Annotated in this window: 18 protein-coding genes; 8 read left to right on the top strand and 10 right to left on the bottom strand. The window is 68.8% G+C overall.

Annotated elements, in window-relative coordinates; genetic code table 11:
* Window positions 1-52: 52 nt before the first annotated feature.
* Genes rnc through RS883_RS16360 form a run of 4 tightly spaced genes read right to left on the bottom strand, consistent with a single transcriptional unit; the run spans window position 53 to window position 3,317 of the window.
* A complete protein-coding gene (rnc, locus tag RS883_RS16375; RefSeq protein ID WP_315761244.1) occupies window positions 53-718 on the bottom strand; it encodes a ribonuclease III in 666 nt (221 codons plus the stop codon).
* A gap of 4 nt (window positions 719-722) precedes the next feature.
* Window positions 723-1,523, bottom strand: coding sequence for a signal peptidase I (gene lepB / locus RS883_RS16370; RefSeq protein WP_315761243.1), 801 nt, complete (start codon window positions 1,521-1,523; stop codon window positions 723-725).
* Between the two features lie 31 nt (window positions 1,524-1,554).
* A complete protein-coding gene (locus RS883_RS16365; protein WP_315761242.1) occupies window positions 1,555-2,595 on the bottom strand; it encodes a DUF2332 domain-containing protein in 1,041 nt (346 codons plus the stop codon).
* Window positions 2,592-3,317: a dienelactone hydrolase family protein gene (locus RS883_RS16360; RefSeq protein WP_315761241.1), complete on the bottom strand. Its 726-nt coding sequence runs from the start codon at window positions 3,315-3,317 to the stop codon at window positions 2,592-2,594. Before RS883_RS16360 ends, RS883_RS16365 begins: the two co-directional genes overlap by 4 nt.
* A 69-nt stretch (window positions 3,318-3,386) precedes the next feature.
* Between RS883_RS16360 and gpmA the strand changes: the two genes are divergently transcribed.
* Window positions 3,387-4,073 (top strand): 2,3-diphosphoglycerate-dependent phosphoglycerate mutase, encoded by a 687-nt coding sequence (gene gpmA / locus RS883_RS16355; RefSeq protein ID WP_315761240.1) that lies wholly within the window; start codon window positions 3,387-3,389, stop codon window positions 4,071-4,073.
* On the opposite strand, the gene RS883_RS16350 is transcribed toward gpmA, so the two are convergent.
* Complete coding sequence (locus RS883_RS16350; RefSeq protein WP_315761239.1) at window positions 4,055-5,260, bottom strand: phosphatidylserine/phosphatidylglycerophosphate/cardiolipin synthase family protein; 1,206 nt, start codon at window positions 5,258-5,260, stop codon at window positions 4,055-4,057. The genes gpmA and RS883_RS16350 overlap by 19 nt on opposite strands.
* Before the next feature lie 127 nt (window positions 5,261-5,387).
* Between RS883_RS16350 and rpoZ the strand changes: the two genes are divergently transcribed.
* On the top strand, window positions 5,388-5,732 hold the full coding sequence (rpoZ, locus tag RS883_RS16345; RefSeq protein WP_096343321.1) for a DNA-directed RNA polymerase subunit omega: 345 nt from the start codon (window positions 5,388-5,390) through the stop codon (window positions 5,730-5,732).
* 65 nt (window positions 5,733-5,797) lie between these two features.
* Here the strand turns inward: rpoZ and RS883_RS16340 are convergent, their stop codons facing one another.
* Window positions 5,798-5,968 (bottom strand): hypothetical protein, encoded by a 171-nt coding sequence (locus RS883_RS16340; RefSeq protein ID WP_315761238.1) that lies wholly within the window; start codon window positions 5,966-5,968, stop codon window positions 5,798-5,800.
* A gap of 233 nt (window positions 5,969-6,201) precedes the next feature.
* On the opposite strand from RS883_RS16340, the gene hemA reads away from it, so the two are divergent.
* Window positions 6,202-7,458 (top strand): 5-aminolevulinate synthase, encoded by a 1,257-nt coding sequence (gene hemA / locus RS883_RS16335; RefSeq protein ID WP_315761237.1) that lies wholly within the window; start codon window positions 6,202-6,204, stop codon window positions 7,456-7,458.
* 27 nt (window positions 7,459-7,485) lie between these two features.
* On the top strand, window positions 7,486-9,279 hold the full coding sequence (locus tag RS883_RS16330; protein ID WP_315761236.1) for a hypothetical protein: 1,794 nt from the start codon (window positions 7,486-7,488) through the stop codon (window positions 9,277-9,279).
* Here RS883_RS16330 and RS883_RS16325 read toward each other — a convergent pair.
* Window positions 9,216-9,581 (bottom strand): response regulator, encoded by a 366-nt coding sequence (locus RS883_RS16325; protein WP_315765186.1) that lies wholly within the window; start codon window positions 9,579-9,581, stop codon window positions 9,216-9,218. The two genes, RS883_RS16330 and RS883_RS16325, sit on opposite strands and share 64 nt — an antisense overlap.
* Before the next feature lie 37 nt (window positions 9,582-9,618).
* Here RS883_RS16325 and RS883_RS16320 point away from each other — a divergent pair, with 37 nt between their 5' ends.
* The 4 genes from RS883_RS16320 to RS883_RS16305 all read left to right on the top strand — a co-directional run bounded on the left by RS883_RS16320 (window position 9,619) and on the right by RS883_RS16305 (window position 12,044).
* Complete coding sequence (locus RS883_RS16320) at window positions 9,619-9,897, top strand: DUF3572 family protein (RefSeq protein WP_315761235.1); 279 nt, start codon at window positions 9,619-9,621, stop codon at window positions 9,895-9,897.
* Window positions 9,894-10,535 carry an HAD family hydrolase gene (locus RS883_RS16315; protein ID WP_315761234.1) on the top strand — a complete coding sequence of 214 codons (642 nt, stop codon included), beginning with the start codon at window positions 9,894-9,896 and terminating at the stop codon, window positions 10,533-10,535. The genes RS883_RS16320 and RS883_RS16315 overlap by 4 nt, the downstream gene beginning before the upstream one ends.
* Window positions 10,532-10,999, top strand: a complete 468-nt coding sequence (locus tag RS883_RS16310) for a RidA family protein (protein ID WP_315761232.1) — start codon at window positions 10,532-10,534, stop codon at window positions 10,997-10,999. The genes RS883_RS16315 and RS883_RS16310 overlap by 4 nt, the downstream gene beginning before the upstream one ends.
* A gap of 202 nt (window positions 11,000-11,201) precedes the next feature.
* On the top strand, window positions 11,202-12,044 hold the full coding sequence (locus tag RS883_RS16305) for a TorF family putative porin (protein ID WP_315761231.1): 843 nt from the start codon (window positions 11,202-11,204) through the stop codon (window positions 12,042-12,044).
* A gap of 67 nt (window positions 12,045-12,111) precedes the next feature.
* On the opposite strand, the gene RS883_RS16300 is transcribed toward RS883_RS16305, so the two are convergent.
* The 3 genes from RS883_RS16300 to RS883_RS16290 are packed head-to-tail and all read right to left on the bottom strand — an operon-like array spanning window position 12,112 to window position 16,038.
* Window positions 12,112-12,555 carry a DUF3035 domain-containing protein gene (locus RS883_RS16300; protein WP_315761230.1) on the bottom strand — a complete coding sequence of 148 codons (444 nt, stop codon included), beginning with the start codon at window positions 12,553-12,555 and terminating at the stop codon, window positions 12,112-12,114.
* Window positions 12,548-13,054 carry a signal peptidase II gene (gene lspA, locus RS883_RS16295; RefSeq protein WP_315765184.1) on the bottom strand — a complete coding sequence of 169 codons (507 nt, stop codon included), beginning with the start codon at window positions 13,052-13,054 and terminating at the stop codon, window positions 12,548-12,550. Before lspA ends, RS883_RS16300 begins: the two co-directional genes overlap by 8 nt.
* Before the next feature lie 11 nt (window positions 13,055-13,065).
* The gene (locus RS883_RS16290; protein WP_315761229.1) at window positions 13,066-16,038 is read right to left on the bottom strand and encodes an isoleucine--tRNA ligase; all 2,973 of its coding nucleotides are present in this window, start codon (window positions 16,036-16,038) and stop codon (window positions 13,066-13,068) included.
* Between the last annotated feature and the right edge of the window lie 143 nt (window positions 16,039-16,181).

Genomic DNA, 16,181 nt, shown 5'->3' with positions numbered 1-16,181 from the left:
CCGTTCGTCATGAGCTTGTCGAAGGACGTGCCCGGGACGCGGCAGGTAGAGCTTATCGCTTCTCCACCACCTTCAGCAGCGCCGTCGCGGCGGCCGTCTCCGCCTCCTGCTTCGACGCGCCTTCGCCCTCGGCGCTCGCATAGTTTCCGAGGCTGACCGACACCTTGAAGCGCGGCGCGTGATGGGGGCCGGAGCGGTCGACGATGGCGTATTCGGGGGCGCGGCGCTGGTTGGCGGCGGCCCATTCCTGAAGCGCGGACTTGGGGTGACGCGGGGCGGCGCCCTGGGCGTCGATGCGGTCGCCCCATGCCTCCCGAACGAAAGCGGCGGTGCGGTCGAAGCCGCGCTCGAGGAACAGCGCGCCGATCAGCGCCTCCATCACGTCGCCAAGGACATTGTCGCTGTCGGCGGCGCCGTCGTCGCGCGCCTGCTTGCCGAGGCGGAGCTGATCGCGGATGCCGAGCGAGCGCGCGACGTCGGCGCAGACGGGTCCGGTGACGAGCGCGTTGAGCCGGCGCGACAGCTTGCCCTCGGGCTCGGCCGGGTAGCGCGAGTAGAGCCATTCGGCGATGGTGAGGCCGAGGACGCGGTCGCCGAGGAATTCGAGCCGCTCGTAATTGTCCGCCGCCTGGCTGCCATGCGTCAGCGCGCGGGCGAAGCGTTCGGGCGCGGCGACGCCGCCGAAGGTTGCGTCCAGCCAGTCGTCGAGCGCAGCCATCGCCTTAGTAGAGCTCGCCGATGCGGTTCCAGCGGGTCGCGCCGGGCCAGGTCCAGGGGAGCAGCCAGGAGGCGCTGCCGTCGGTCGACCAGAAATTGACCACCGCCTTGCCCTCCAGATTTTCGAGCGGGACGTAGCCGATCGAGTCGGGGAAGCGGCTGTCCTTCGAATCGTCGCGATTGTCGCCCATCATGAACACGTGGCCAGCGGGCACGCGGTAGATGCCGGTGTCGTCGCCGACGCTGAACCCCTGATCGAGGATGCGATAGCGGACGCCGCCGGGCAGCGTTTCCTCGAACTGCGGATAGCGGCAGACGGGGGTGCCATCGGGGCCATCGTCGCGGAAATAGGGGTCGCAGGGGCTGTTGGGGCTGAGCGGCAGGACGAAGTCGGCGACGCGCTGCTTGGGCACCGCCTTGCCATTGAGGAAGAGCGTGCCGCCGCGCATCTGGACGGTGTCGCCGGGCAGGCCGATGACGCGCTTGATCCAGTCCTCGTTGTTCCCCGGCGGCGCCTTGAACACGACGACGTCGCCGCGCGCGGGGGTGGAGGGGAACAGGCGCCCGGGGATCAGCGGCAGGCTGAACGGCAGCGAGTGGCGCGAATAGCCGTAGTTCCACTTGGTGACGAACAGATAGTCGCCGATCAGCGTGCGCGGCAGCATCGAGCCCGAGGGGATGACGAAGGGCGAGATCAGGAAGCTGCGCACGACGAAGACGATCGCCACCAGCTTGACGAGGAAGATCAGCGTTTCCTGCCACTCGGGGCGCTTGGGGCGGGTCGATGCGCGGGTGCGGCGGGCCATGCGTCGGACGTGCCGGGGTGTGTTGCCGACGTCAAGCGCTACCGATCGTGATCGGCTCGATCCAGCGGCCGTGCGGGTGGCTGCGCGCGAGCAGCGTTTCCGCGTCGCCGGGCCAGAGCGTCGCGCGAACCTCGTGCCGGGCGAGATCGCGATTGGGCTCCAGCCGGACCCAGGCGAGCGGGCGGTCGGGGGTGGCGGCAGCGCCTGCGCGGTCGAGGGCGGCCCGGATGCGGGCCTGGCGATCGGCGCCGAGATATTGCCAGACGACCGAGTGCATCAGCACGCGGGTGTGGCCGGCGGGCTGGGGCTCGGCGAGCCGTGCCTCGACCCAGTCGGCGGCGTCGCCCTGGTCGAGGCGCGGGGGATCGGCGGCGAACATCGCGATTGCGGCGTCGAGGCGGGCGAAGCGGTCGGGATGGTCGGCCCAGACATAGGCGCGCAGCCGATCGGCATCGGCCGGGACGGTGAGGTCGAGCGGGGCGATGTCGACACCGCGGACCGATGCGATGTCGATGGCGACGGGCTCGGGCGGCGGGCCGCGCCACTCGGGCGTCAGCGTGACGGGCGAGCCGTCGGGGCCGATCCGCAAGCCGCCAAGGTCGAAAGCGTAGCGATCGATGAGGAGGTTGAGGCCCGCGCTCGACCCGATCTCGAGAAGGTCGAGCGGCTGGCCGAAGGTGCGCGCGGCGTGGATGAGGCCGAGCATCAGCGCGGCCGAGCGGCCGGGTTCGTTGGTCTGGGGCGGGCCGTCGAGCCAGGGGAGCAGCGCCGCATCGTGGTCGCGAAGCGCCGCGGCGAGGACGGGGACGGCATCGCCCTCGCCCGCGAACAGCGCCGCCAGCTCGGGTGCGTCGCCGCGGAGCGCCAGCGCGCGAAGGCCGCCGACGAGGCGGAGCGGCAGCGCATCCTCGATCGCCTCGCCCGGCCAGGCGAGCACGCGGCGGCCGGTCTCGGTCGTGTCGTCGAGCGCCTCGGCCAACGCGCCGCTGACGCGGCCGGTCAGCGGCGCATCCATCGCGTCGCAAAAGCCCTGTTGCGCGAGGAAGGCGCTGCGAACCGCGCGTTCGCTCATGCGAACACCTCGGCGAACAGGCGCTCCATGGCCGCCCAGCTCGAGGTCGCGGCGTCGGCGTCGTAGCCGAACCCGGGACGGGACGATGCCTTCATCGACTCGTCGGTGAAGCCGTGGCCGGCATGGCCGTAGGCGTGGAGCTGCCAGCGTGCGTCCGCTTCGGTCAGCTCGGCGGCCAGCGCGGTGACGGTATCGGGCGGGGCGAGCGGATCGGCCCAGCCGTGGCAGACGAGGACGCGCGGGGTGATCGGCGTGACGGTGGCATAGTCCGGGCGGTCGAAGATGCCGTGGAACGACACAACTGCCAAAAGGTCGGCGTCCGAGCGGGCGAGGTCGAGCACGCACTTGCCGCCGAAGCAGTAACCGATCGCGGCGGTGCGCGCGTCGTCGACCTCGGGCAGGGCCTTCAGCGCGGCGACGCTGGCGTGGAGGCGATCGCGGAGCAGCGCGCGGTCGGCATTGAGCTGGTTCATGTAGAGCGCGGGATCGGCCGAGTCGCGCGTCGTCCGCTTGCCCTGGCCGAACACGTCGCCGGCGAGCGCGACATAGCCGAGTCCGGCGAGCCGTTCGGCGACGCGGTTGTCGGCTTCCTTCTGTCCCAGGACGTTCGGGACGATCAGCACGCCGGGGCGTGGGCCCTCCGCATCCGAGTCGAAGGCGACCACCCCCTCGAAGGGACCGCCGGGACCATCATAGACCAGGGTACGCCGCTCGATCGCCATCGCTCGTCCTTCCGTTGCCAGCCGCGCCGCAGCCGTTATGGACGGCGGCGACCTTCCGGGAGAGCAGCTATGCCGACACTCGTCCTCATTCGCCATGGCCAGTCGGCCTGGAATCTCGAGAACCGCTTCACCGGCTGGTGGGACGTCGACCTGACCGAGCAGGGAACGCGCGAAGCCTGGGCCGCGGGCGAAGCGCTGGCGGCCAAGGGCCTAGACTTCGACCAGTGCTTCACGAGCTTTCAGACGCGGGCGATCAAGACGCTCAACCTGGCGCTGGAGGCGATGGGACGGCTGTGGCTGCCGGTCGAGAAGGACTGGCGGCTGAACGAGCGGCATTATGGCGGGCTGACCGGGCTCGACAAGGCGGAGACCGCGGCCAAGCATGGCGACGATCAGGTCAAGATCTGGCGCCGCAGCTTCGACATCCCGCCGCCGCTGCCCGAGGCGGGATCGGCATGGGACCTGTCGGCCGACCGCCGCTATGCCGGGATCGCCATTCCGCAGACGGAGAGCCTGAAGGACACGATCGCGCGCGTGCTTCCCTATTGGGAGGCGCGGATCGCGCCCGAACTGAAGGCGGGCAAGCGCGTGCTGGTGTCGGCGCACGGCAATTCGCTGCGCGCGCTGGTCAAGCATCTGTCGGGCATCTCGGACGACGATATCGCGAGCCTGGAGATTCCGACGGGGCAGCCGATCGTCTATGAACTGGACGACGCGCTGACGGCGACCGACCGCTACTACTTGTCCGAGCGCTGAGGCGGGCGGTCGCGCTCGCCCCAGGCGATCAGCCGGCGGCTGATCTGCGGGTCGAGCACCGCCATCACTGCATAGGCGACGGCTTGCTTGAGGCGCGTCCAGGGGGTCATCGCGGCGCGATGATCCTCGCGCGTGATGCGGCGTGAGTTGGCGATCTCGCCATCGACATAGCCGCGGACATGGGCGGAGAAGGCAGGGTCCTCGATCCGGAGCATGAGCTCCAGGTTGAGAAACAGGCTGCGGATGTCGAAATTGGCCGATCCGACATGAACCGCGCCGTCCACCGCGACCAGCTTGGTATGGAGTTTGGTCGCCTGATATTCCCACACCCGCACGCCGCGGCGCAGCAGCCCCGCATAGGTGAAGCGCGACGCCCAGATCGCCATATAGTTGTCGGTGATGGCAGGCAGCACGACGTTGACGGTGCCGCGGCGCGCGGCACGCTTCAGCCGGCGGAGCATCGAGGGGCCGGGTGCGAAATAGGCGGCGATCAGGTCGATGCGCTCGCCGCCCTGCGCCGCCACCTTCATCTCGCGGCGGATCGCTCGCGCCCAGGGAGACAGATGGCGGGTGGGACCGCCGAGCAGCCAGCGTACCTCCCCCTCATGCTCGCTGTAGCGGCGGAGCACGCGGGCGAGCGCGCGGACCGAGGCGTTCTCGTCGCGGCTCCACCGCGCGAGCGCGTCGAAATAGGGGGCGAGGCGGGCGGCGGCGGGACCTTCCATCCAGAGGCCCAGGTCGCGCCAGGCTTCGCCGTCCTCGCCCGGCACGCCGAAATAATCGGCCTTGATGTTGAAGCCGCCGATGATGATCCGCGCTTCGTCGGCAAGCGCAAGCTTCTGGTGATTGCGAAGCAGATATTTGCGACCGAAGCGGGGGATGAAGCGGCAGACCTCGACCCCCGCAGACTCCAGCGGGTCGAAGAAGCGCGCGCGAGCGGCGGGCTCGCTGCCGAGGCCATCGACGATCAGCGTGACGCGAACGCCGCGGGCGGCAGCGGCGATCAGCGCGGCACCGACCGCGCGGCCCGCCTCGTCATCCTCGTAGATGTAGTAGAGAACGCGCAGCCGCGCTTGCGCGGAGGCGATCAGGTCGAGCAGCGCCGACATGCGCCGCGGTCCCGTGTCGAGCAGCCGGATCGCGTTGTCCGCGACCTGAAAAAGCGGCTGTTCGGGCGGTTCGGCCATGGCACTTCCCATGGCGCGCGGCGGGGCAGGGCGCAACGTGGGCACGCAAAATCTTGACTTTGGCGGCCAGCCGCTCTAGCTGGCACGCTTTCCCGAACCCATCGGTATTCAAGCGAAGGAAGCGTTCATGGCGCGCGTCACCGTCGAGGATTGCGTCGACAAGATCCCCAACCGGTTCGACCTGGTGCTGCTCGCCGCGCAGCGTGCGCGCCAGATTTCGGGCGGTGCCGAACTGACGCTGGACCGCGATCGCGACAAGAACCCGGTCGTCGCGCTGCGCGAGATCGCCGAGGAGACGGTCCGTCCCGACGCGATGCACGAGGCGCTGGTGTCAAGCCTGCAGCGCGTCCAGATCGACGACGAGGAAGCGCCGGACGAGATCGGTTCGCTGTCGGCGTCGGCCGAGGCGCTGCGCCTGACCGCCGCCGCGCCGCCGCGTAACCAGAATGCGGGCGGCGACTACGACGGCTGAGGCCGTCCCGACTTAAGCATGAAAGGCCGCGCTTCCGGGTGGAAGCGCGGCCTTTTTCGTTCCGGTCAGGCGGCGCGAGGCGGGGCGGCCATCATCGGCGCCTGATCGGCCAGCGTGCGATAACGGTCGGCGAGTTCCTGATGCACGCGGCGTGCGGTTACATCCTCGCAGCGTTCGGCAAACGCCTGCTCCTGAGAAGCGCGACTCAGGAAATAGTTGCGGTCTTGCGGTTCCATGACATGGCTCCTCGTCCAAGCGGGAGCGCGGTGGGTCTCTCAGTCGTCGACATGCTCGGCACGTGACTCGGCGTCGACGATGGGATTTCTCTATCAGATTGATCGATCCGCCGACATGATCCAGAGCAAGTTCTCGGCCAAATGCCGTGCTGGTCCGCCGGAACGATCAAAATCGCAGGTTTGCGGCCGAATATGCGAGCCGTTCGCGCTGGCATCGACGCCGAAATGTCATTATGGCGCGGCCCATGATCGAGGCGTGTAAGCAGCCCCCTGCGGTCGACTATGGCCGTGTGTTCTCCCAAGCCATCGACAGGCTCCACGCCGAAGGTCGATATCGGGTGTTCATCGACATTCTGCGCAACAAGGGTGCCTTTCCCAACGCGCGCTGCTTTGCCGGGCATAACGGGCCGAAGCCGATCACCGTCTGGTGCTCGAACGATTACCTCGCGATGGGCCAGCATCCCAAGGTGATCGCGGCGATGGAAGCAGCGCTGCACGACGTCGGCGCAGGATCGGGCGGCACGCGCAACATCGGCGGCAACACGCATTACCATGTCGATCTGGAGAGCGAGCTCGCCGATCTGCACGGCAAAGAAGCGGCGCTCCTCTTCACCTCCGGCTATGTCTCGAACGAGGCGACGTTGTCGACGCTGGGAAAGGTGTTGCCCGGGTGCATCGTCTTTTCCGACGAGCTCAACCACGCCTCGATGATCGCGGGCATCCGCAATTCGGGCTGCGAGAAGCGCGTGTTCCGGCACAACGATCTGGCGCATCTTGAGGAACTGCTGGCCGCCGAGGATGCGTCGGTGCCCAAGCTGATCGCGTTCGAGAGTGTCTATTCGATGGATGGCGATGTCGCGCCGATCCATGCGATCTGTGACCTGGCCGACAAGTACAACGCGCTCACCTATCTGGACGAGGTCCATGCGGTCGGCATGTACGGCGCGCGCGGCGGCGGCATTTCCGAGCGGGACGAGGCGGCGCACCGGCTGACGATCATCGAGGGGACGCTGGGCAAGGCGTTCGGCGTCATGGGCGGCTATATCGCCGCCGACCAGACGATCGTCGACGTGATCCGGAGCTATGCGCCGGGCTTCATCTTCACCACCAGTCTGTCGCCCGTGCTGGTCGCGGGCGTGCTGGCGAGCGTGCGGCACCTGAAGGGCTCCAGCGCCGAGCGCGAGGGGCAGCAGGCGGCGGCGGCGCGGCTGAAGGCGATGTTCGCCGAGGCGGGTCTGCCGGTAATGCCGTCGACGACGCACATCGTGCCGCTGATGGTCGGCGATCCGGTCCGCGCCAAGCGGATCAGCGACATCCTGCTCGCCGAATATGGCGTCTATGTGCAGCCGATCAATTATCCGACGGTGCCGCGCGGGACCGAGCGGCTGCGCTTCACCCCCGGCCCGTCGCATGACGAGGCGATGATGCGCGAGCTGACCGAGGCGCTGGTCGAGATCTGGGGCCGGCTGGAGATGCGCGCCGCCGCCTGATAGCGTGCCCCCGGGGAGACGGGGGTGATGGCTGAAGGCGGGCAATCAACGGGTTTTGTGCGGGCGCTGCCGGCGATCGGGTCGCGGGCGGCTCGGGCGATCGGCTTTGCCTGGCGCGCGCTGGCGGTGCTGGCGCTGATCGTCTCGGTGACCGGGCTGTGGCGTGGCTGGATCGAGCAGACGCGGATCGTTCCCGCCACCGATGCAGTCGGCGTACGGCTGGGTGTCGAGGGCGATGGCGGCATCCTCGTCGAGCCGATCGCCGACGAGGCGAGCGCGGCCGGGCTGCCCGATGAAGCCCGGCTGGTCGCGATCGACGGACGGGCGATCACGCCGGCGATGGGCATCGAGGGCGCGGCGGCGGCGATGCGCGGGCCGGATGGCCGCGTTGTCCTGACGATCGAAACCGAGGACGGTGCGCGCCGCAGCGTCGCGGTCATGCGCAGCCAGGCGCTCGCCTCGCGGCTGGAGCAGGGGCCGAACCATCTCGTCTGGCAGTTCGTCGGCTTCTATGCGTTCGAGTTCATCGCCGCGTTGGGGCTGATCGCGGGCGGGCTGATGCTGATCGAGCGGCGGCCGGAGGACCCGGTGTCGGTGCTGCTCGCCTTTGCGTTCGTGCTGGGATCGATGGCGCTGCCGCTGACGGCGGTGGTGGGCGACTGGCTGGGGTGGGGGAGCGTCACCGACCTGACGACGGCGGGTTTCTTTGCGTTGTTGCTCGTCGTGTTGCCGGCATTTCCCGACGGGCGCTTCGTGCCACGTGCGGGGTTCTGGCTGGCGCTCGCGGCGCCGCTGCTGTTCGTGATGATCGCGATCAACCTGCTGCCACTGGAGCTAGTGGCCGGAATCACGATGGTCGCGGCGTTGGTGGCGGCGTCGATCCCGGTGCTGCGCTTTCGCCGGACGCCGCCGGGGATCGAGCGGCAGCAGCTCAAATGGGCGGGGCTCGGCTTTGCGGGTGCCTTCGTCGTCCAGAGCATCGCGATGCTGTTGGCGGTCCTGCGCCCGGGCGGCCCGGCGGGTGCGTGGGTCGGGTGGGCGGCGCTGGCGATCTTCAGCCTCGCCTTCCTGATCCTGCCGGCGGGGGTGCTGGTGTCGCTGCTGCGGTTCCGGTTGTGGGACGCGGATCGCGCGATCGGGCGGTCGAGCATGGTCGGCATCGTCACGCTGACGCTGGGCGGCGTTTGGGCCGGCGCGCAGGAACTGGCCAAGATCGGCGTGTCGCAGCTCGATCCCGATTTCGATCCGGGCGTCATCGCCGCGATCTCGACCGCGCTCATCGCGATCCTGTTCCCGCCGGTGCAGTCGCGGGTCGAGCGCTGGACGGAGAAACGGCTGGAGCCGCGGCTGGAGCGGCTGCGGACTTTGCCCGATCTGCTTTCCGCGATGGCGGGGCGATCCAGCGTCGCGCAGCTTGCCGAAGCGGTGGTGGCAGCGGCGACCGATGGCGCTGCGGCGACGGGCGGTACGCTGATGATCTTGCGGGACGGGCGCTCGTCCTTGGCCGCCGAGCGCGGCGAGATGCAGGGCGGACCGGACGTCGAGGTGGTCGGCGGCGAGGCGGTCCTTGCACTCGGAGCGCGGCCGGACGGGTCGCCGCTGCCGGGCGGCGTGCGCGCGCTGCTGAGCGAGCTGTCGACGCCGATGGCGGAGGCGTTCGGCGAGGCGCTGGCGCGGGAGGACCGGGCGCGGGCGATCGCCCGGCTGGGCGAGCGGATCGAGGAGCTTGCGCACCGCCTGACGGCGATCGAGCGCGATCAGGCGAGCAGCCCGCGCACCTCCTCGATGAAGCGCATCACCGAGATAGGCTTGGAGACATAGGCAGTGGCGCCGGCGGCGCGGATGCGCGCCTCGTCGTCGTGCCCCGCATAGGCGGTGACGGCCATGATCGGGACGTCGCGCAGCCGCGGATCGGCGCGGAAGCGCTGGATGAGCTCCAGCCCGGTGACGTGCGGCAGCTGGATGTCGGTGACGATCAGCACCGGCGAGGTTTCGCGGGCGCGCGCGACCGCTTCGCGCCCGTCGCGCACCGGGGTCGGCGCGAAGCCGTGTGCGCGAAGCAAGTCGCAGAACAGCTTGAGGTTTAGCTCGTTGTCCTCGACAACCAGCACCGGGCGGGGCAAGGCGGCTTCGTCGTCCATCCGCGCAAAGCCCTATGCCATGCCGATCCGCGAGACAAACCCCGAACCGGACGCTCAGGCGCTTGCGCTGGCGGCGCTCGGCTGGGCGGTGAGCGACGGCGCGCGTGCCGACCGGCTGCTGGCGACGACGGGGCTGGAGGGCGGCGAGTTGCGCGCTCGCGCTGCCGAGCCCGTGGTGCTGGCGGCGGTGCTGCAGTTTATCGAGGCGCACGAGCCCGACCTGATCGCCTGCGCCGATGCGCTGGGCGTCGACCCCGCGCTGCTGGTGCGGGCTCGAATGACATTGGAAGCCGAATGAAGCCGCTGCTGATCTGCGACTGCGACGAGGTGCTGCTGCACATGGTGCGGCACTTCCGGACCTGGCTGGGCGAGCGGCACGAGATCGAGTTCACCTTCACGCAGGACTTCGCCAACGCGATGCGCCGCGCCGATGGCAGCGCGCCCTCGCGCGAGGAGATGTGGGCGCTGCTCGGCGGCTTCTTCCCGGGCGAGATGGCGCGGCAGACGATCGTGCCCCATGCCGCCGAGGCGTTGGCGCGGCTGGCGAAGACCGCCGAAATCGTGATCCTGACCAATCTGGAGGATCACTGCCAGACGCATCGTGTCGATCAGCTTGCGACGCATGGCATCGCGCACCGCGTCGAGTGCAACCAGGGCGGCAAGGGTGCGGCGGTGGCGCGGCTGGTCGAGGAGCATGGATCGCCGGTGACGGTGTTCGTCGACGACCTGGCGGTGCATCATGCCAGCGTAGCCGAGGCAGCGCCGGGCGTCCACCGGCTGCACATGGTGTCCGAGCCCGAGCTCGCCCCGATGGTGCCGCCGGCACCCGATGCGCACGTCCGGATCGACGACTGGCGAGAGGCGGCGGACTGGATCGAGGCGCGCTTCGCTTCGGGCTTGCCCGCCGGAGCGGCCACGGGCAGAGCGATGGCATGAGCACGCGCATCGAAACCCGCCTGGCCGACATGGGCCTCTCGCTTCCCGACGCGGCGGCGCCCGTCGCCGCCTATGTCCCCGCGGTGATCCATGGTGGGCTGCTGCACCTGTCGGGTCAGCTGCCCTTCGACGAGGCGGGCGGGCTGATGAAGGGCCGTGTCGGGGAGGATCGCGAGCTCGACTATGCGCAGGAAGCGGCCAAGCGCTGTGCGCTGATGGTGCTGGCACAGGCCAAGGCGGCGCTGGGCGGCGACCTGTCGAAGATCGAGCGGATCGTGAAGCTGGGCGTGTTCGTGAACTCCGCCCCCGCCTTCACCGACCAGGCCAAGGTCGCCAATGGCGCGTCCGAGCTGCTGGGCGAAGTGATGGGCGACGCCGGCCGCCACGCGCGCAGCGCCGTCGGCGTCGCGGTGCTGCCGCTGGGTGCGGTGGTGGAGATCGATGCGATCATCGCGCTCGCCTGAGCGGTAACCTCTGCAACCTTTGTGGCACGGTAGCCACAGGGCTCCGCTCATCGGATAGACTCGAAAGTCTAGCTTCTTGTGCGCTGCGACATGATCCGGCACACAAGCCGGGTCGGTGAACGACTGCGCGTGCTTCCAGCACAAAAGACGCGGCATCCCGACAGCAGGAGAGAACCATCGCCTCTTATCGAAAGGGCCAACGATGCGGTTCTCTAATCTCGGGCTTTCGGCCCTGTTTCTCGTTTGTGCTACCCCTGCCCTCGCGCAGGAGGAAACGGCTCCGCCCGAGCCGATAACCGTCAGCGGCAGCGTTTCGCTCGCCTCCGACTATCGCTTCCGCGGGGTCTCCCAGACCGACAAGGAAATGGCGATCCAGGGCGGCATCACCATCGCGCATGAAAGCGGCTTCTATGTCGGCACCTGGGGCTCGAACCTGGCCGGCTGGGGCACGTTCGGCGGTGCCAACATGGAGCTCGACCTGATCGGCGGGTTCAAGACGCCGATCGGCGGCGGCGGCACGCTGGACGTCGGCGTCACCTGGTACATGTATCCGGGCGGTGCGGACATCACCGACTTTGCCGAGCCCTATATCAAGCTGTCGGGCACCACTGGTCCGGTCACGCTGACCGCGGGCGTGTTCTATGCGCCGCAACAGGAGGCGCTGGGTCGCTGGTACTTCACCGGCGCGGATGCGGCGGCGGGCATTCCCAACGATCCGGGCGACAAGGAGGACAACCTCTACCTGTCGGGCGATGCGGTCGCGGCGATCCCGAACACGCCGGTGAGCCTGCGTGCGCATATCGGTTATTCGGACGGCAATCCGGGCCTGGGGCCGAACGGCACCAGCGTGGCGCCGACCGGAACCTATTGGGATTGGACGCTGGGCGCGGACTTCACCTACAAGAACCTGACGCTCGGCGTGTCCTATGTCGATACCGACATCAGCAGGTCGGACGGCGCGTATCTGCTGCCCAACTTCTCGAAGGGCGGGACCGATCCGATTGCCGATGGTGCGGTGGTGGTGTCGCTGACCGCGGCATTCTGATCGGCTGAAGGCACAGAAAAAGGGCCGCGCCTCCATCGAGGCGCGGCCCTTTTTTCATGAGCGTCGATCAGTTCTGCGGCGGCGGCGTCTGAGCAGGGGCAGGCGCGGCGGCACCGGCAACGGCGCGCGCGTCCTGACCATCACCCTGCGGCGCGGCGACGATGTCACGAGTCGTGCTGCCCTTGTCGACGACGTTGGTCGAAGGATCGCCCACGGCCGAGCGGACGCCCGGATCGGCGGCGGTGCCACCCGCGGCACGGATCGCCGCGGTCTCACCGGCGCTGCGCGGCGCGGTGCCGCCGAACAGCGCGTCGGCGGCCTGGCTGGCGGGGCCGACATCCTGCGGGCGCGGCGCGCCGGGCTGGGGCGGGACCAGCGCGAAGTCGGGCGGGATCACCAGCGGGGCCTGACGGGCGGTGGCGAATTCGTCGGGGCGGTTGCGGTCGAGGCCGCTCTTGCCGCAGCCGGCGAGGGAAAGGGCCACGAGGCCGAGCGCGAACATCTTACGCATTGGGTTTCTCCACGGGGGCGGCGCCGCCCGGCTTGCCCTCACGCACGAACAGCGCGCGGAGCAAGAGGATGACGACGCCAATGGTAATCGCGGCATCGGCCACGTTGAAGACGAGAAATGGCCGCCACTCGCCGAAATGCAGATCGGCGAAGTCGACGACGTAACCGAAGCGGATGCGATCGAGGATGTTGCCCAGCGCACCGCCCAGGACGAGCGCCAGCGCCGCCTTGTCCCGCGGGTTGGCCTCTCGCCGCATCCAGATCGCGACGCCGAGCGCGATCACGCCCGTCAGCAGAACGAGCGCCCAGCGCATCCACGTCGAATCGGCAGGCAGGAGCCCCAGCGACACGCCGACATTGGGGACGAAGCGCAGGTCAAAGATCGGGATCAGCGGCTTGACCGCGCCGATCCTGTCGACGCCGAGCGGGCCGGTCACCAGCCATTTGGTGAGCTGGTCGACGAGGAACACCAGTCCCGCGATCCGCCAGCCCCAAGCCATGTTCCTGCCGTTCACGCCGTCACCTCTTCGCAGCGGTGGCACAGCGCGCCGTCCTCGGCAACCTCGGGCAGCAGGCGCCAGCAGCGACCGCACTTGTGATGCTCGCTGCGGGCAATCGCGATGCCGTCGCCGCCCTGGTGGACGGTCGAGGTGATGAACAGCTCGGCAAGGTCGTCGGCGGGCAAAGGCAGCTCGGGAAGCGTCACCTCGGCCTCGAGGCTGGAGCGCACGGTCTTTTCGCGGCGATAGGGCTCGATTGCCTCTGTCACCGCCTCGCGAAGGCGGCGCAGGTCCGCCCATTCGGTGCCCATCGGCATGTCGCCGGGCAGCGCGGGCAGTTCGGGCCATTCGAGGAAATGGACCGAGCCGTCCTCCGACGGATAGCGCGCCTGCCAGACTTCTTCGGCCGTGAAGGCGAGGACGGGCGCGGCGTAGCGGACGAGCGCGTGGAACAGCACGTCGAGGACGGTGCGGTACGACCGGCGCTTCACGCTGTCCGCGGCGTCGCAGTAGAGCGAATCCTTGCGGATATCGAAGAAGAAGGCGGACAGGTCGTCGTTGGCGAAGTCCGCAAGCGCGCGGGTGTAGCGATTAAACTCGAACGCCTCGGCGGCGGCGCGCAGCTCGCGGTCGAGGCGGCCGAGTTCCGACAGCACGTAGCGCTCGAGCGCGGGCATGTCAGCGACCTCGACCCGCTCGGCATCGGTGAAGCCGTCGAGTGCGCCGAGCAGGTAGCGGAACGTGTTGCGCAGCTTGCGATAGGTATCGCCGGTGCCCGCCAGCACTTCCTTGCCGATGCGCACATCCTCGAAATAGTCGGTCTGCGCGACCCAGAGGCGGAGAATGTCGGCCCCGCTCTCGCCGATGATCTTCAGGGGATCGACGACGTTGCCGAGGCTCTTCGACATCTTTCGCCCATTGCCGTCGAGCGCGAAGCCGTGGGTCAGGACCGCGTCATAGGGCGCGCGGCCGCGGGTGCCGCAGCTTTCCAATAGCGACGACTGGAACCAGCCGCGATGCTGGTCCGACCCTTCGAGATAGAGGTCGGCGCGGACGCCCTCGCCATAGCGCGCCTCAACCGTGAAGACGTGGGTCGAGCCCGAGTCGAACCAGACGTCGAGGATGTCGGAGACGACCTCGTAATCGGCGAGGTCATGGCTCGTGCCGAGCAGCGCCTGATGGTCGGCGGCGAACCAGGCGTCGGCGCCGCCGGCCGTGAAGGCGTCGAGGATGCGGGCGTTGACCGCCGGGTCGCGGAGATAGTCGCCGGTCTTGCTCTTCACGTAGAGCGGGATCGGCACGCCCCAGGCGCGCTGGCGGCTGATGACCCAGTCGGGGCGCCCCTCGACCATCGAGCGGATGCGGTTCTGCGACCGGGCGGGGATCCAGCGCGTGCGCTCGATCGCGTCGAGCGCGAGGCCGCGGAGAGTGGGGTTGTTGGAGGCCTGCTCCCTCTCCCCGCTTGCGGGGAGAGGGTTGGGGAGAGGGGCAGTCGCGAGCGCTGAGCTCTGTGAGACATCCCCCTCACCCAACCCTCTCCCCTGAAGGGGAGAGGGCTCTTTGGGCTCCCACGGCTCGCTCTGCTCGCCGATCTCCGCGCTGCGACCTGCCCCCGGCAGGTCGCTATTCGCGCTACGATCCATCGGGATGAACCATTGCGGCGTGCAGCGGAAGATCACGCGTGCCTTGGACCGCCAGCTGTGCGGGTAGCTGTGCTGGAACGGCGCGGCCGAGAGGAGCGCGCCGGCTTCGCGCAGGTCGGTGCAGATCGGGCCGTCCGGGCCGGTGAACTTCTGGTTGATGACGCTGCCCTGGCCGCCGAGCCAAGCCCAGTCGTCGCGGTACTTGCCGTCGTCGGTGACGGCGAAGACGGGGTCGATGCCGTTCGCCTTGCACAAAGCGAAGTCGTCCTCGCCGTGATCGGGCGCCATGTGGACAAGGCCGGTACCCGCGTCGGTGGTGACGAAGTCGCCGGCGAGGAACGGGCGGGGCTTCGCAAAGAAGCCGCCGAGATGGTGCATCGGGTGGCGGGCGACGGCGCCGGCGAGGGCGGTGCCTTTGCCAGACCAAACGACTGTCCAACCACTACCTTCAGAGAGCCAAGGTGAACTGGATGAGCCTTGGCGAGCTAGCGAGTCAACAATCAGGTCACTTGCGAACAGCAACACCCGACCAGCAACGCGAATAGCGGTGTACTCGATCTCCTCCCCATACGCCAAAGCCTGGTTGACCGGGATCGTCCACGGCGTGGTCGTCCAGATGACCGCGTGTGCGCCGACCAGTTCGGGGGCGTTCGGGGCCTCGACGATCTCGAAGGCGACGTCGATCTGGGTCGAGGTGACGTCTTCATACTCGACCTCGGCCTCGGCGAGAGCGGTTTTTTCGACGGGGGACCACATCACGGGCTTGGCACCGCGATAGAGCTGGCCGGACATCGCGAACTTGAGGAGCTCGCCGGCGATCGCCGCTTCGCTCGCATAGTTCATCGTGAGGTACGGGTCCGCCCAATCGCCCATGATGCCGAGCCGCTCGAATTGCCCGCGCTGCACGCCGACCCATTTGGCGGCGTATTCACGGCATTCCGCGCGGAACTCGGCCGCGGGGACCTCGTCCTTCGACTTCTTCTTGGCGCGATAGGCTTCCTCGATCTTCCACTCGATCGGCAGGCCGTGGCAGTCCCAGCCGGGGACGTAGGGCGCGTCCTTGCCCAACAGCGACTGGCTGCGGACGATGATGTCCTTCAGCACCTTGTTCATCGCATGGCCCATATGGATGTCGCCATTGGCGTAGGGCGGGCCGTCGTGGAGGATGAAGCGCTCGCGCCCTTCGCGCTGCTCGCGCAGGCGGTCGTAGATGCCGATCCGCGCCCAGCGGTCGAGGATCGCGGGCTCCTTTTGCGCAAGGCCCGCCTTCATCGGGAAGTCGGTCTTGGGAAGGAAGACGGTGTCGCGCCAGTCGCGGGCGGGTGGGGGCGTGTCGGTCATGGGTGCGCGCGGCCTTAGCGAATGGCGAGCGGGGCGACAAATGGGATGTTGGGGGTGGCGCCGTGCTCCCGCAAAGGCGGGAGCCTAGGGCCACGATCGTTACGCTGCTTGGCTCTGGGCTCCCGCCTGCGCGGGAGCACGGT

Origin of the sequence: Sphingomonas sp. Y38-1Y (assembly GCF_032391395.1) — a bacterium.
Lineage (GTDB): Bacteria > Pseudomonadota > Alphaproteobacteria > Sphingomonadales > Sphingomonadaceae > Sphingomonas.
The sequence above is the reverse complement of the archived record's forward strand: the minus strand, read 5'-3'. Positions and strand labels throughout refer to the sequence as shown.